Genomic DNA, 14,610 nt, shown 5'->3' with positions numbered 1-14,610 from the left:
CCCTCACGGTTCCAGCACGGGTTGAAGTGAAGCGGTTCGTGCCACCCGGTGCCGACCCAGCGACTGCTGAGTCAGCGTCACGCGACAGTCGACGATGTCGCCTGGCACGGCTTGCAGCGGCAGGTGGAAGCCTACATAGGCGCCGCGCGGGGCGCCCCATCGCAGCATGCCGGGGCGTAGCGCGTTGGCCAGCGTGCGGCCGATCTTGCGATCGTTGACCCAGACCTCGATCTCGACCGGACTGTCGTCGGCGGCCCACCACGCCCAGCCCACTACCTTGTCGGCCACGCACTGTTGTATCGCGCCATGAACGAATGGCATGCCCTGCCGGAAAAGGGCCAGACGCGATTCGAACAAGCGCTGGCAATCCTGATAAAGCCTGAAGTCCTCAGCGTTCAGTTCGCGCAAGGCACTTTCGTCGGCCGGATCGATGTCGTAGACGTGGTCGACGGATGCATGCCCCAGGTTTTCGGCCCTGCCGGGAATCTGCCAGCCATACAGGTCGTTAAGGATCGCCAGGGATTCCGTATACCGTTCGGTGAGCCCGACGAATCCGAGCGCCTCGACGCGCGTCGACTCGAGAAATCGACTCTGGCGATTGATCATGTCGTGGCGTCGGTAGAACGCCGAGAACGCGCCCTGGTAACCGTGATGCCGCACGAAGTGGTGGTATTCGGATGCGAGACGCTGCAAGGGATCGCGCACGAACGAAAAACAGTGGCGCAGGCCGGCAAGGTGACCATATTTTTCCACCTTGACGTGGCCGCCCAGCAGCTGCACGTTCTGCGCGGTCACGATCTGCCACAGTCGCCACACGTCACGCCGCTCGTAGGCCCAGCGCGCCACCATGGGCGCAGTCTCGCGCTGAGTCTCGCCATAGTCGTGCCAGACCTGGCCCTCGCCGAGATACGCCTTGGCGCCCAATCGAAAACTGGTTCCCGCGGTCTTGGGAATGTGAATGAAGAAGCAGGGCTGGCGTGAGGGCGCGGTCATGTCGGGGGCCAGTTCACGACTCGCCTGGCGCAACCGGCTCAACAGCTCAGGGGAGAAGCGAACGCACGCCTCGTTCATGTCGTGATTGCGAAAGTAATCGAGGTCACGGGAGTGGGCCGGCCCCATGTTGGCGCGACCGCGCGACATCTTGGTATCGACGAACTCCTCGTACGACTTGATGTTGTAGTGATAGATCTTCAGCGGCGTATCGATCACCCGATCGGTACGGCCGGATGTCACCTTGTCATCCAGAAATGCGGCTTCCTGACCATCGGCGGTCAGGTAGCGATAGCCGGGCTTCAGCTCGGCCGTATGGGCGGTCATCGACACCACCAGCGACGGCTTGACGATCGACTTGACGTGGCAGTTGACGACCCGCTCGCTGTCGCTCGCCATGCTGAAGCGTTCGAGTACGCCTCCCGGCTGGCGAAAGCGCATGCCCGACGAACCGAATATCCGCCAGTTGATCGCCACGGCGCCCACATCGTTGGCGGACAGGGTCGGTGCCAGCCACTCCAGCGGTCGGTCGCAATGGGGATGCACCAGGAACTCGTCGGCGTCCATGAACGCCAGATAGCTGACTTCGCGTCCATGGTGTTCGAGCACATGCTGATACCACAGCGTCTGCGCTCGCTCCTCGGGCACCCAATGCTGAACGGTCACCAAACCCTGACGTTGCCATTTCGCCAACAGCAGATCGGTACCATCGGTGCTGCCGTGATCGGCTATATAGAAGTGCTCGAAGCCGATCAGCCGGTGATAGGCGATCCACTCGGCCAGATACGGCCGCTCGTTCTTGACGATGGCGGCGATGGCGTAGCGATAACGGGGATGATTGGCAATACGTGAAATCATTGGCGTTAGTTCCCAGGCAACACGAGCTCAGCGACTATTTCGCGGGCTCAGAACCGGGCCGACGTCCACTCGATGGCGGTAGATGAATCGAGTGATGGCCCGGATCTTTCTATCGGTAATGGCTTCGCCGAAGACATCTGCCGCTTCGGCAAGACTGGCGAATCGTGGCTGACTGGCGGTACACGCCGAAAACAGGGCATCGGCGATATCGAAAGGCAGCTCGGCGTGCGCCGGCGCGGGATTCACCCCCGACTGGCTCATCACTCGCCGCATGGGCCCTTCCAGCCGATCCCGAAATTGGCTCAGACTGCGTAACGGCACGTGATAGACACAGGCCCCGCTCGCCTCGACGAATGCCAGCGTTTCGGAATCGGGCAGCATGGGGACGTCCTTCTCTCCCGCGTAAGCCTGGTGATAGGCCATATGCACACGCGTCCCGGGGCGCTTGCGGAACAGCACCTTGTGGCGGCTGTTCTGGCGGGTATCGACGCAGAGATAATCGCCTTCGAGAAACTGCCCTCTCAGATCCCGCTCGTCGTACTGATGACGCTGTGGAATCAGGTTCAGCCACGGCAGCGGAAAGCAGTCCCCTACCGTCCCGTCGTGGGCCCCGCTCGCCAGCCCGGCGGTAAACGCCGCGAAAAAGGTGCCAATCGAGGGGTAAATCCCCAGAGACAGAAACTCGTCGGCGTCAAAGCAGTAGACGTAATTCTCCATTTTGGGATCGATGAACAACGACAGTGCCCGATTGACGTAAAAGGCCTTGCGCCGTCCGAAATGACCCTGGCTTTCGAGTTCGACCAGATCGACTTCCATGCCGGGGAAGTCATCGCGCAGCTTGTCGATACACTGGCGGAGGAAGTCGTGATCCAGATAGCTGATAACGATCAGGCGATGAAATCCCAGCCGCGCATGGTGCAGAAGCGACGACCACACGATATCGCTCTCGCCCCGCACCATGGTGAGGGCGGTGAAACAGATGTCCGGCGTGGCACGAAACGCCGCGCGCTTTGAATCGGCTGTCACGCTTCCCCCTCGACCTCTAAAACCATCGCTGAACCGGCATCGGAAATCGGTAGTGGATCCCCGCCTGCGCGCTTGTTGGCCAACTGCCTGGCGACCCGCCCCTGCGTGATCCGGAGGCAGGTGCGGGCGTCACTCACCGATGAACGGATTTCTTCCGACCTCGTTGATCAGACGCCCCCACTTGAGTATCTGCATCTCATCCAGCGCGTCCTCGCCATGAAGGACCGGCGGGAAACCCAGAGCCGCCCACTTGTCCATCGGATGCAGAATGTGGAACGTCGTCAGTCCGAGATCGCCGGGCATCTGCGCATCCGCCACCACGTTGTCGCCGATATGCAGATGACGGGAGATGCCCTCGTTGGCCAGGTCCTGCTTCACCTTGACCCACATCGAACCGTTATCCTTCCGCGCCTGCTCTTCGCTGGAGACCATCAGCCGATACGCCGCCGCGATGCCGGCCTTGCGCAGCATCAACCCCACCTGTTCGCGGTTGTAGTAGCTGTCGGAGATGACCCAGAGAATGTGTCCCTGGGCGGCAAGATGGTTGAACAGCTCGACCATCTCGTCCTTGGGTTGGATCATCTCGAGATCGAGTTCGTACTCCAGCTCCATCCACTGCTGCGCGACTGACCGCGTCACGTCCAGTTGGTCGGCCAGCTCGTCGTAGACGGCCTCGATACGAACGTCACCCTGGAAGTTGGCTCGCCGACGCAGCGTCGACTCGGCATCGTTGCGCAGCCGAACGAACGCTTGTGCGGAGGGCACATGGCCCTGTTCGGCCAGCATCTTGCCCAACTTCAGTTTGGCGTAATCGGGAACGGTGTACTCACGGCGCACCAGCGTGTCGAAGACGTCGAAACTGATGCAGGCATGGGCCTGAATGCTGGCGATGTGATGCTCGAGCCGACCGTGATAGCTCGCGGTGATGTAACCGTTGTCGGTGGTGAACTGGCCCGTGGGCGGATAGAAGAACAGCTGACGGAAACCGTGATGTTCGGCCAACGGGCCCAGAACGCGCTCGAGGGCATGGAGCATCGAGTTGTCGTTGGGCAACGGCTCTTCCGGGAAATCCTCGTAGATCCAGGTCTGATCCAGAACCCCCTTCATGGCCTCGGGGCGCGACCAGAACATGCCGCCCGCCGGGTAGCTCAGGAATTCAGGGATATGGTCGATGCCGAGCTTTTCCTGCCACTCGCGCATGAAGCCCTTGTTCATGGTCTGGTGATTGACCCAGGAAGGCATCATCCAGAACGTGGTCGGGTAATAGACCCCCAGGGAGTCGTCGGCGGCAAAGGCGTTCAACAAGCGCGTGATGACGGATGTGTCACGCAGCAGATATTCGATCAGGTATTCCGCCCACTGCGTCTGCTCCTTGCCGGAGTAGAGCGATTTCTTCGAGTGCAGATGGCAGAACAGATCGTACTCCTGAAGCGCCTGACCATACTCCACCAGCACCGGACCGAAATTGCGCCCACGGTTGGGCACGATCCGGGTTTCCAGCTTGGTCACCCGCGGGTGCTCGCCGAATACCTGTCTGGCTCGCGTCTCGAAGCTGGCATCCGCCAGCGTGAGATAGATATCGACGGTGACCGGAAAGCGCTCGATCGCCTTGGCAAATCGATCCAGGAAATCGACATAGAACACATGCAGACAGAGCGCGACCTTCAACTCGCCAGCCGCTCGGGTCAGCGTCTTGGCTGGGCTGACGATTTCCCGTGGGAACCAGCGCACCGTTGCCGGCACATGCTTGCGGCCCTCGCTGCGTCCGTGCAGCAGATAATGCTGAAGAGGGCTCTGCTGGGCGTGAAAAACATCGAGATACATTCGCAGATAGGTTTCGCTGTCGAAACGCGGCGAAGGGTTGACCGGCGCGAAGCGAGACTTGCGAAGATAATCGTCGAACGCCTCTCGCTGGGTCGAAAAACGCAGGCCATACGTAGCCTGATACCACTTGGGATCGAACAGGCCAGTGTTCAGCGAATCCATGAAGGCCTGACTCATCATGGCGGCGTGGGCGCCACCGCTTCGGGCGGTGTTTCCCAGCGGGAGCTCGACGATTTCTGGCTCGACGATTTCTGGCTCGACGATCTCGGGCTCGACCACTTCCGATGCTGCTGTTGTTGAACCGTCGATTCCCGAGCGATCGGTTTCTGGCGTATCAGCCGCCGGCGCAGCGATACCTGGCTCCGCCATTTCCCCGACGCCAGCGGCAGGAGCCAGACCAGCAGGCAAGCCCATCAACCGCTCGCCGCTGGCATCGCCAGTTCCGCGGTGGTAATCATCCACCGGAGAGAGGTCGTCATTGACCGCTTCGCCGTCTGCCACCACGACAGTTTCGGTCACCGTGACCAGATGCCTGTCATCGAGCGCAGGCTCCTTGCCTGGCTGGTCTTCGATACCCTTTTCCGACACGACGATATTGTCGTCCATCCCCACGACCTCCTCGGCCGCCAGGCGCCTTTTGCGTGCCTGACTGGCGAACTGGGTCTGAAATAGCCACGGTAGTAGCGATATCATCTTTCCCGTCGGTTTCATGTGGGCCCCCACCTCTTGATTTATATTGCAAACATTTGCATCGGATTGACGATGCCGTTGCCGGTGATGTCATCATCGACACTGAAAAGATGCCAAACATCGTGCGGAATACAGTTGGGTCGGGTCGCGAAGACCTCATAGAGCCCCTGGACGTCAGCCGGCGTATAATTCACGCCGTGGCGGCGGCACATCACGACGTGATCGATCGCCCCGTCGAAGAGCGTCTTCAAGTCCTGGAAATGACGCTGCGTTGCCGCCTGGCGGCCGTAGAAGTATTCGAACTCGCCGTTGCTTTTCTGCCGGATATCGACCATCTGGCCATGCGGCGCGGTCAAAAGGCATTCGAAAAGTAGAGAGCGTTCGAGCATGATGCACCCTTCTCGCCAGCCCACCCCTTCATGGAAGACGCCCTTCAACAGCGCATGATGTTCGCTGATCTCCGCGTCGCCCGGCTTGGTAGCGATGAAGTAAAGTCCGGTCGTGTCACGCTCCAGAATATGGGTAAGAATTTTCTGGATCGTGCCGGAATACCCCAGATCCAGCATCAACGGGCGCTTGTCTGGATCCATCAACCCCGATCGCTCCAGGTAGGCGACCAACGCTTTCCGGGTCGGGGACACCACCGTCTTCAAGGCTTTCAGGTGCGGAGTCAGCCACTGGAAAACCAGCTCCCTGTCCTTGGGGAGCTCGCATTGAAAGCGAAGCAGCTCGAACGGTAACGCTGCGAATATTTCGTGCAGCTGAAGACCGAACCTCTTGCGCATGAGATCCAGAACGCTGCCCGAGAAATCGTTGCCCAGGGCCATGGGGGTGATCGTCTCGGATCCCAGCATGGCGCGGAACAACAGCGTTCTGGAGACGCGCAGATAAATGGGGTCGTGCTGCAATTCGATCGAAGACTCGCGCTGAAGGCGAGTCAGCAGGCGATGAAAACACCATCCTTCGCGCGCCAGACATACCGGCAGATGACCTTCGGCCTCGGCTTCAATGGACTCTGCATAAACGTGCAGGGCAGGTCCAAGGAAGGTCGCCCCGAATTCATATAGTGCCCGGCTCTTGGCTTGCATGGTGACGCCTCGTCTGTCGATGTAATAGGTTGCAATACTGACGTTATATATTTGTGATTGCGGCACCATGATGCCGGAATAAAATGTCTTGTTCGTCAATGACTCGGCATTCGATGAATTCGACATCAATGAGTTCGAGACTCAAGGATTTCGAGACTCAATGACCAGCAACTCAATGTCATTTAAATGAAACCAGGGCCAGCATATGGAATCGGACCTCCAAACCTATTTTAATAAGTCATTTCTTCTAAGACCGATATCTTCTAAGAACGATACTGGTCAAACTTCGTCTTCATGAACCGGGCATTGTTCCCAGGTTCGAAAACCGGGACGGTTAAGGCAATATAGAGACGTCCCAAAAAACGAACGTCGCCGTTAACCGACAAAGCATGCAGGACCAGAAATATCGAGCACGACAGAACTGCGATCTTGCCATCGGTAACGAAGCAACTAGCGTTAAGACTTTAGTCAGGTTAATCGTGCCCCGGCTTTTGGTGAAGATGAATTTACTCATCGATATTCACCATCCACGCTTCCATGAATTAACGGCGCCAAGGAAACATTAAAAACTTCATCTGCGAGGGTATTAGACTTACTCAATAGAAACGATTTAACTCATTTTCCGCCATACATCGGCCCGGCAGCACCCGTTCGAGTGGTGCCACCGAGCCATGGATCGTCGATGAAATGTCTCTGGCGGGAGGAAGCGAGAGAGGCGACGTCAGACCGGAGCCGAAGTGCTCAGGGTCTTGCCTCGGCCTACGGCGTAGTAATCCACCCCTGCCAACGCCATCGTCTGCGGATCGAACAGGTTGCGACCGTCGATCACCACCGGCGTGCTCAACTGGCCACGAATCCACTCGGCATCGAGCGTGCGAAACTCTTTCCACTCGGTGCAGATCACCAGCGCGTCGGCCTTCTTGACCGCCTGGATGCGGTCTGCCACCAGGATCAGATCGTCCCGCTCACCGTAGATGCGGCGACACTCCTTCATGGCCTCCGGATCGTAGGCCTGTACCGTGACCCCGTGTGCCCACAGCGCTTCCATCAGGGTGCGGCTCGGGGCGTCCCGCATGTCGTCGGTTTCCGGCTTGAACGATAGTCCCCATACCGCGATCGTCTTGCCCTCGAGCTCGCCATTCAGCGCATGAGAGAGCTTCTCGAACAGCGTCGATTTCTGACGTTTATTGACCGCTTCCACGGCCCTCAACAGCTCGGCTTCGTAGCCCACCTTGCTGGCGGTACGCGCCAGCGCCTGGACGTCCTTGGGAAAGCAGGAGCCGCCGTAGCCGCAGCCCGGATAAATGAAGTGGTAGCCGATACGCGGGTCGGAACCGATGCCGCGGCGAACGTCCTCGATGTCTGCGCCAAGACGTTCTGCCAGATTGGCAATTTCGTTCATGAAGCTGATCTTGGTCGCCAGCATCGCGTTGGCGGCATACTTGGTCAGCTCCGCCGCACGCACGCTCATGAACATCAGCTTCTCGCGGTTGCGGTTGTAAGGGGCATAGCATTCGCGCATCAGATCGCTGACGCGGTCCGAGTCGGTACCCACCACGATACGAGCCCCACGCGTGAAGTCCTCCAGCGCCGAGCCTTCCTTGAGAAACTCGGGGTTGGAGCAGACATCGAAGGGGACATCTGCGACGCGCTCCGCAAGCACGCTCTCGATACGATCCCGAACCTTGTCGGCCGTACCGACCGGCACGGTCGACTTGTCGATGACGACCTTGTAGCCGTTCATGTACTGACCGATGGTGGATGCCACTGCCAGCACATACTGCAGATCGGCACTGCCATCCTCGTCCGGCGGCGTGCCGACGGCGATGAACTGCAGCACGCCATGTTCGACCGCCATGCCGGCGTCGGTCGTGAACCGCAGACGCCGGGCTTCCACATTGCGCAGCACCATCGACTCGAGGCCGGGTTCATAGATGGGAATGTCTCCCTGAACCAGACGCTCGATCTTGTTTCGGTCGATATCGACACACACCACGTCATGGCCTACGTCGGCCAGACAGGTGCCGGTGACCAGACCGACATAGCCGGTACCGAAAACGGTAATCTTCATTCGAGAAATCCCCATGAATGCGCGATGCCACCCACAGGGGCAGCTCGGTCAAGTCTCAGTAGCATTGGCATTAGGCAAACGTCGACACTAGGCAAACGTCGCCGCATCGGCCAGCGAGCTGCCCTGTTCGTCCTTGTCGGACGTCACCGGTTCGTCGCCCACCAGCGGCCAGTCGATAGCCAGTTGCGGGTCGTTCCAGTGCAGGCTGTATTCGTCGCCCGGCGCATAGTAGTCCGTGCACTTGTACTGGAACTCGGCGACCTCGCTGGTGACGTAGAAACCGTGGGCGAATCCCGGCGGCACCCACAGCATCTGGCGGTTGTCTTCGCTCAGCAGCGCGCCGACCCAACGGCCGAAGGTGGGCGAACTGCGACGCAGATCCACCGCGACGTCATAGACCTCCCCCCGCGTGACCCGTACCAGTTTTCCCTGCGGGTGCTGCAACTGATAGTGCAGCCCCCGCAGAATGCCCTGGCCGGATTTGCTGTGGTTATCCTGAACGAACCGATGATCGCCGCAGTGCTCAACGAATTCACTGTGGCGAAAGGTTTCGAGGAAAAACCCGCGTTCGTCGCCGAACACACGCGGTGTCATCAGCACGACCTCGGGAATAGCCAATTTTTCGTAATTCATGTCGTCCGCCTCTTCGGCTGGGTGGATGGCTGAGGCAATGGTTGAGGTGATGGCTGAACTGATGGCTGAACTGATGGACAGCAATCAGCGATTGCCGCGGATGCCGGCCACCGCAGCTTCGGTCAGCGTTGCACCGCGCTGCGCGTCTTCGAGACGTTTGAGCAGATATTGACCATAACCGGTCTTCTTGAGCGCGGTTCCACGCTCGGTGAGAAGCGCGTCATCGATCCAGCCCTGGTTCCAGGCGATCTCTTCCAGACAGGCGACCTTCAGACCCTGGCGATGTTCGATCGTCTGTACGTACTGGCCCGCTTCCAGCAGGCTGTCGTGCGTGCCGGTATCGAGCCACGCGAACCCGCGGCCCAGTCGCTCGACGCGCAGATCGCCCCGCTCCAGGTAGGCGTTGTTGATACTGGTGATTTCCAGCTCGCCGCGTTCGGAGGGTTTGACCTGATGGGCGATCTCGACCACGTCGTTGTCGTAGAAGTAGAGGCCGGTGACCGCATAAGGGGATTTCGGCTTGATCGGCTTCTCTTCGATCGACAGCGCCTTGCCCGATGCGTCGAACTCCACCACGCCGAAGCGCTCCGGATCCTTGACCAGATAGCCGAAGACCGTTGCCCCCTTCTGCATGTCGGAGGCCCGCATCAGCTGCTCCGAGAAGTGCTGCCCATGAAAGACGTTATCGCCGAGCACCAGGCAGACCGAGTCGCTGCCGATGAACGATTCGCCGATCAGGAACGCCTGCGCCAGACCATCGGGAGACGGCTGTTCGGCATATTCGAAACGTACCCCGAATTGCGCGCCATCGCCCAGCAGGTATTGATATTGCGGTAGATCGGACGGCGTCGAGATGATCAGAATCTCGCGAATCCCTGCCAGCATCAGCACCGAAATCGGATAGTAGATCATCGGCTTGTCATACACCGGCAGCAGCTGCTTGGAGATGCCCTGAGTGATCGGATGCAAGCGTGTGCCGGAACCGCCGGCGAGAATGATGCCTTTACGTGCCATGGTGGAGCTCCTTTTCGATGCGAGGATCGATTCAGATATTCAAGATAACGGTATAAGAGTTACCCCTGTGACAAGGGGCTCTGTTACGAAGCGATGGAACAGTTACGAAGCGATGGAACAGCCATGATCGGCGCGCGCTATGCGCCCTCGAGCAGCTCCGCCAGCGTCAGCTGCAACTGGGATTGCCAATCCGGCAGCGTGATACCCAGCGCCTGCTCGACTTTCTCCAGCGACAGTCGCGAATTCAGCGGCCGATGAGCGGGAGTGGGGTAATTTGCGGTTGCGATCGATACCACCTGATCCGGTCGAACCCGCAGGGTCTCCCCGAGTACCTCGGCATGCTGGAAGATCGCCTGCGCGAAGCCGTGCCAGCTGGTTTCACCACGCGGCGCGAGGTGATAAAGGCCAGAGGCCAGGCGTCCTTCCGTCTGCTGCTTCACTGCCAGCAAGGTCACTTCGGCGATCAGCCGGGCTGGCGTCGGCGCACCGATTTGATCGCCAACGATGCTCAGCGCTTCACGCTCGCGGGCGAGACGCAACATGGTCTTCATGAAATTGTGACCGCGTGCGCTGTAGACCCAGCTGGTACGGAAGATCAGCGCCTCCGCGCCACTGGCCAGGATCGCCTCGTCACCCGCCAGCTTGCTCTCCCCGTAGGCGGACAGAGGTCCACTGCTGCTGGACTCCTGCCAGGCAATGTCGCCATCCCCCGGATAGACGTAATCCGACGAGTAGTGAACCAGTCTGGCCCCGTGCGACGCGCAGTAGTCGGCAAGCTGAGCCGGCAACTCGGCATTGAGCCGGAAGGCTTCGTCGCGCGCCGTCTCCGCCGCATCGACCGCGGTCCAGGCAGCGGCGTTGGCGATGAGGGACGGCCGATGCTCATCGAGCAGCCGAGCGACGGCAGCGGCATCCTGCAGATCGAGTGATTGGCGCCCGGGCGCGACGCACGGCCCGAGCGGGGCCAGCGCGCGCTGCAGCTCGAAGCCGACCTGCCCGTTGCCTCCCAGAATCAGCATGCTCATGCCGTCGCTCCCAGACGCTCGCCCTGGTAACTGCCGTTCTGCACCCGGCGCCACCACATGTCGTTCTCCAGGAACCAGCGCACGGTCTTGCGCATGCCGCTCTCGAAGTTCTCGCTGGGGGTCCAATCGAGTTCCCGCTGGATCTTGGATGCATCGATCGCGTAACGCTGGTCATGCCCCGGTCGGTCGGTCACGAAAGTGATCAGGTCGCGATAGTGAGCGACACCTTCCGGCTTCTTCGGCGCGAGCTCCTCGAGCAGTTCGCAGATGGTCTCGACTACCTGAATGTTCTGCTTCTCGTTATGACCACCGATGTTGTAGGTCTCGCCGATCTCGCCCTCGCTGGCGACCAGAACCAGCGCCCTCGCGTGGTCCTCGACGAACAACCAGTCACGGATCTGCTTGCCATCGCCGTAAACCGGTAGCGGCTGCCCCGCCATCGCGTTGAGGATCGTCAGCGGAATCAGCTTCTCCGGGAAATGGAACGGCCCGTAATTGTTGGAACAGTTGGTCACCAGCGTCGGCAAACCGAAAGTGCGGTGCCAGGCGCGAACCAGATGATCGGAGCTCGCCTTGCTGGCCGAGTAGGGCGAGCTTGGCGCGTATGGCGTGGTTTCGGTGAACAGCTCGTCCACGCCATGCAGATCGCCATAGACCTCGTCGGTGGAGATATGGTGAAACCGGAACGTCGTTGCCTTGCGGGGGTCGCTCTCCTGCAACCCTTTCCAGTAGCTACGTGCCGCTTCCAGCAGGACGTAGGTCCCCACGATGTTGGTTTCGATGAACGCCGCCGGGCCATCGATGGAGCGATCCACGTGACTCTCCGCAGCCAGATGCATCACCACATCCGGCCGGTACTCGTTGAAGATCCGGGCCATGGCCGCCGCATCGCAGATGTCGGCCAGACGAAATTCGTAACGCTCGTCGCTGTCGACGCGAGCGAGCGATTCCGGATTGCCCGCGTAGGTCAATTTGTCGACATTGATGACGCGATGTGGCGTGTGCTCGATCAATTCGCGCACGACTGCCGAGCCGATGAACCCGGCGCCACCTGTTACCAGAAATGTCATGCTCATGGTGCTTCCCCCGTCGAGCCTGTTGTTGAATAGCGGGTAGATCGATCTACGGAAGAGATCGACTGGAAAGACCGACTGAATCGTGCGATCTGTCCGGGGTGGTATGGCTTTTCCGGCAGCTGGCCGGGCCCGTGGCATGAGACAGCCGGGGCCGCGGCCGGATCTGCTGGATCAGTCGCGGTGGTCCTTCACGATCAGGATCAGCATGTTGATGATCAGCGTGATGAACAGCGCGATCACGGCGAATACCACCGAGTTGTAGAGGCGCTCCGGCTGTTCGGGGTATTCCGGCATCGTCGGCGTCTGGAGCACGGATACCTGCTTCAACTTCCGCGCCGCTTCGATGCGTGTCGTTTCGAGCGCTCCCAGCGCCCCGGAGTAGCTCTCCTGAGCAAACTGGGCGCGCAGCATCAAGGTCTGATATTCCGAGGAGATACTGTTGAGCGCATCGCCGGACTGCCGAGCCAGGCGGCCCTGTTCCTGGGTGATCTGATCGGAGAGCGCCTTGATTTCGCTATTGACGCGCACGATTTCCGGCGAGCGAACGCTCTGGTAACTGGCCAGTGCGCTCTTGCGGGCCTTGGCGATGGCAAGCTGCCCTTCCAGACTGGAAACGACGGAGCTCAGACTCTCCACCGTGCCCGTCGGCGAGACCAGGCCGTTGGCGTTCTGATAGTCGAGCAGTGCATCACGGGTCTGCTGGAACTTGTCTTCCAGCAACGAGACCTGCTGTTCGAGGAAGCGAACCTGCTCCTCCGCCAGACGCTGCCCCATCAGGTTCATGTGACGCTCGCCCTCGTCGAGCAGCAGTTGGGCGATCTTGTTGGCTTCCTCCGGATCGAAGGCTTCCACATCGACCCGCAGCACGCCGGCGTAATCGTCCAGCTCTATCGACACCCGCGACAGGAAGTAGTCATGCAGCTCCTCCAGCGGCGCGTTCTCGTCGCTCAGCGCGCTGAAGAAGTCGGCGCCCGAATTGGCATAGTGATTGCGGAAATCCGCCTCCTCGATGAGCAGCTTCAGCATGTCCACGGAGCGCATGTAATCGCGCAGCAGCAGCATGTCCGCGAGATTGCTGGTCGCCCCGCCGCTCAGCAGCGAACTCACGCTCAAGGTCGGCGACGCGAGCTGAGGGCTCTCGAGCACCACGTTGGCATGGGAGACATAGCGGTCGCTGGCCCATAGCGCCCAGTAGAGCGACACGACGATGATCGCGATCAGGCACACGACCCAGTGAAACGACTTGCGAAACCGCGATGATCTTTTGGCTTGAGATGGCTTGTTCATGGGCGACCTGTCTTTTTCGTAGTCTTGTTCGAAGTCGTAGCCTGGCTCGAAGTCGTAGTCTGGTTCGAGGCCGCAGGCTTGTTCGGAGTCGTCGGCTTGTTCGACGCCTTGGCCGGGCGGTTCCGAGGCTTGGATTTCGCCTGAGCCTGGAACTGCTGCACGTAACGGCGCGCCTCGTGCATCCGCTCCCGGGACTCCTCCATGCGCCATCGCAGCGCATCGTCGGGATCGTTCCGAGCGGGATCGTCACTGGATATCTGGTAATCGAGCCGCGCCTGCTCGAACTCGAGATTGGCCTGCATCAATTGCTGCTTCGCCTCGGATAGCGATGCAGGCACTTTGGGTGGCGTGGTCTTCTTGCCGTCGGTCGCCTCGTGGTAGGCGCTGATGGCCTCCTCGATATCGTCGAACCACTTCGCCTGCCCTTGCTCCAGCACGATGCCTGCCTCGCAGAACTCCCTCAGCACGCCCTCCCCGTGCGACACCATGATCAGGCTGGCCCGGCCGATGCGATCCTTGAACGCCTCCTTGGCCTTGGCCTTGAAAGCCCGATCGCCGACCGCGGTCGCTTCATCGGAGAGATAGACGTCGAAGTCGAAGGCCAGCGACAGCCCGAATGCCAGGCGTGAACGCATTCCCGAGGAGTAGGTCTTGACCGGCTCGTCGAAGGCGTTGCCGATCTCGGCGAAGGCCTCGACCTCCTGGACGACGCGTTCGATCTCCTCCTCGGCCCCGTGGATGCGAGCCACGAACTTGACGTTCTGGCGGCCGGTCATCGAGCCCTGAAAACCGCCGGCCAGACCGATCGGCCAGGAGACTCGGCTGTTGCGAATGATCTCGCCCCGGTCCGGCGAATCCATGCCGCCGATCAGTCGCAGCAGGGTCGACTTGCCCGCACCGTTGCGGCCCAGAAGCCCCACGCTGACCCCGGAGGGAATGGTCAGGCTGATGTCCTTGAGCACCCATTGACTGCCGTGATGGTTGTGATAGCGCTTGTAGAGATTGCGGATCTCGATCATGTGGGCAGA

General features: G+C 60.2%; 11 protein-coding genes. All 11 read right to left on the bottom strand.

Features of this window, described 5'->3' with window-relative positions; all coding sequences use genetic code 11:
* Window positions 1-3 precede the first annotated feature (3 nt).
* On the bottom strand, window positions 4-1,848 hold the full coding sequence (locus tag DOM36_RS02860; RefSeq protein ID WP_075570718.1) for a glycosyltransferase family 2 protein: 1,845 nt from the start codon (window positions 1,846-1,848) through the stop codon (window positions 4-6).
* A gap of 27 nt (window positions 1,849-1,875) precedes the next feature.
* Window positions 1,876-2,874 (bottom strand): hypothetical protein, encoded by a 999-nt coding sequence (locus DOM36_RS02855; protein WP_110641252.1) that lies wholly within the window; start codon window positions 2,872-2,874, stop codon window positions 1,876-1,878.
* Window positions 2,875-3,003: 129 nt separating this feature from the next.
* The gene (locus DOM36_RS02850; protein WP_198651185.1) at window positions 3,004-5,409 is read right to left on the bottom strand and encodes a rhamnan synthesis F family protein; all 2,406 of its coding nucleotides are present in this window, start codon (window positions 5,407-5,409) and stop codon (window positions 3,004-3,006) included.
* Window positions 5,410-5,429: 20 nt separating this feature from the next.
* Complete coding sequence (locus DOM36_RS02845; RefSeq protein WP_198651184.1) at window positions 5,430-6,602, bottom strand: hypothetical protein; 1,173 nt, start codon at window positions 6,600-6,602, stop codon at window positions 5,430-5,432.
* A 595-nt stretch (window positions 6,603-7,197) separates the two neighbouring features.
* Complete coding sequence (locus DOM36_RS02840; protein WP_110641250.1) at window positions 7,198-8,547, bottom strand: UDP-glucose/GDP-mannose dehydrogenase family protein; 1,350 nt, start codon at window positions 8,545-8,547, stop codon at window positions 7,198-7,200.
* A gap of 87 nt (window positions 8,548-8,634) precedes the next feature.
* Window positions 8,635-9,180: a dTDP-4-dehydrorhamnose 3,5-epimerase gene (gene rfbC, locus DOM36_RS02835; protein ID WP_075570721.1), complete on the bottom strand. Its 546-nt coding sequence runs from the start codon at window positions 9,178-9,180 to the stop codon at window positions 8,635-8,637.
* An 84-nt stretch (window positions 9,181-9,264) separates the two neighbouring features.
* On the bottom strand, window positions 9,265-10,194 hold the full coding sequence (rfbA, locus tag DOM36_RS02830) for a glucose-1-phosphate thymidylyltransferase RfbA (protein ID WP_075570722.1): 930 nt from the start codon (window positions 10,192-10,194) through the stop codon (window positions 9,265-9,267).
* A 137-nt stretch (window positions 10,195-10,331) separates the two neighbouring features.
* Window positions 10,332-11,219, bottom strand: a complete 888-nt coding sequence (gene rfbD / locus DOM36_RS02825; protein WP_110641248.1) for a dTDP-4-dehydrorhamnose reductase — start codon at window positions 11,217-11,219, stop codon at window positions 10,332-10,334.
* Window positions 11,216-12,289, bottom strand: coding sequence for a dTDP-glucose 4,6-dehydratase (gene rfbB / locus DOM36_RS02820; protein ID WP_198651205.1), 1,074 nt, complete (start codon window positions 12,287-12,289; stop codon window positions 11,216-11,218). The genes rfbD and rfbB overlap by 4 nt, the downstream gene beginning before the upstream one ends.
* Window positions 12,290-12,466: 177 nt before the next feature.
* Window positions 12,467-13,582, bottom strand: coding sequence for a chain-length determining protein (locus DOM36_RS02815; RefSeq protein ID WP_110641246.1), 1,116 nt, complete (start codon window positions 13,580-13,582; stop codon window positions 12,467-12,469).
* Window positions 13,579-14,601 (bottom strand): ABC transporter ATP-binding protein, encoded by a 1,023-nt coding sequence (locus tag DOM36_RS02810; protein ID WP_083941870.1) that lies wholly within the window; start codon window positions 14,599-14,601, stop codon window positions 13,579-13,581. The genes DOM36_RS02815 and DOM36_RS02810 overlap by 4 nt, the downstream gene beginning before the upstream one ends.
* Window positions 14,602-14,610 lie beyond the last annotated feature (9 nt).

The organism is Salinicola sp. CPA57 (assembly GCF_003206035.1).
Classification (GTDB): Bacteria; Pseudomonadota; Gammaproteobacteria; order Pseudomonadales; family Halomonadaceae; genus Salinicola; species Salinicola socius.
Note: the sequence above shows the minus strand (reverse complement) of the source record. Positions and strands in the feature narration are given on the sequence as shown.

Excerpts from the sequence above, each read along its gene's own strand:
- DOM36_RS02850 (WP_198651185.1), bottom strand. The coding sequence starts at position 5,409 with ATGAAACCGACGGGAAAGATGATATCGCTACTACCGTGGCTATTTCAG.
- DOM36_RS02840 (WP_110641250.1), bottom strand. The coding sequence starts at position 8,547 with ATGAAGATTACCGTTTTCGGTACCGGCTATGTCGGTCTGGTCACCGGC.
- rfbC (WP_075570721.1), bottom strand. The coding sequence starts at position 9,180 with ATGAATTACGAAAAATTGGCTATTCCCGAGGTCGTGCTGATGACACCG.
- rfbD (WP_110641248.1), bottom strand. The coding sequence starts at position 11,219 with ATGAGCATGCTGATTCTGGGAGGCAACGGGCAGGTCGGCTTCGAGCTG.
- rfbA (WP_075570722.1), bottom strand. The coding sequence starts at position 10,194 with ATGGCACGTAAAGGCATCATTCTCGCCGGCGGTTCCGGCACACGCTTG.
- DOM36_RS02810 (WP_083941870.1), bottom strand. The coding sequence starts at position 14,601 with ATGATCGAGATCCGCAATCTCTACAAGCGCTATCACAACCATCACGGC.
- DOM36_RS02815 (WP_110641246.1), bottom strand. The coding sequence starts at position 13,582 with ATGAACAAGCCATCTCAAGCCAAAAGATCATCGCGGTTTCGCAAGTCG.
- DOM36_RS02860 (WP_075570718.1), bottom strand. The coding sequence starts at position 1,848 with ATGATTTCACGTATTGCCAATCATCCCCGTTATCGCTACGCCATCGCC.
- rfbB (WP_198651205.1), bottom strand. The coding sequence starts at position 12,289 with ATGACATTTCTGGTAACAGGTGGCGCCGGGTTCATCGGCTCGGCAGTC.
- DOM36_RS02845 (WP_198651184.1), bottom strand. The coding sequence starts at position 6,602 with ATGTCGAATTCATCGAATGCCGAGTCATTGACGAACAAGACATTTTAT.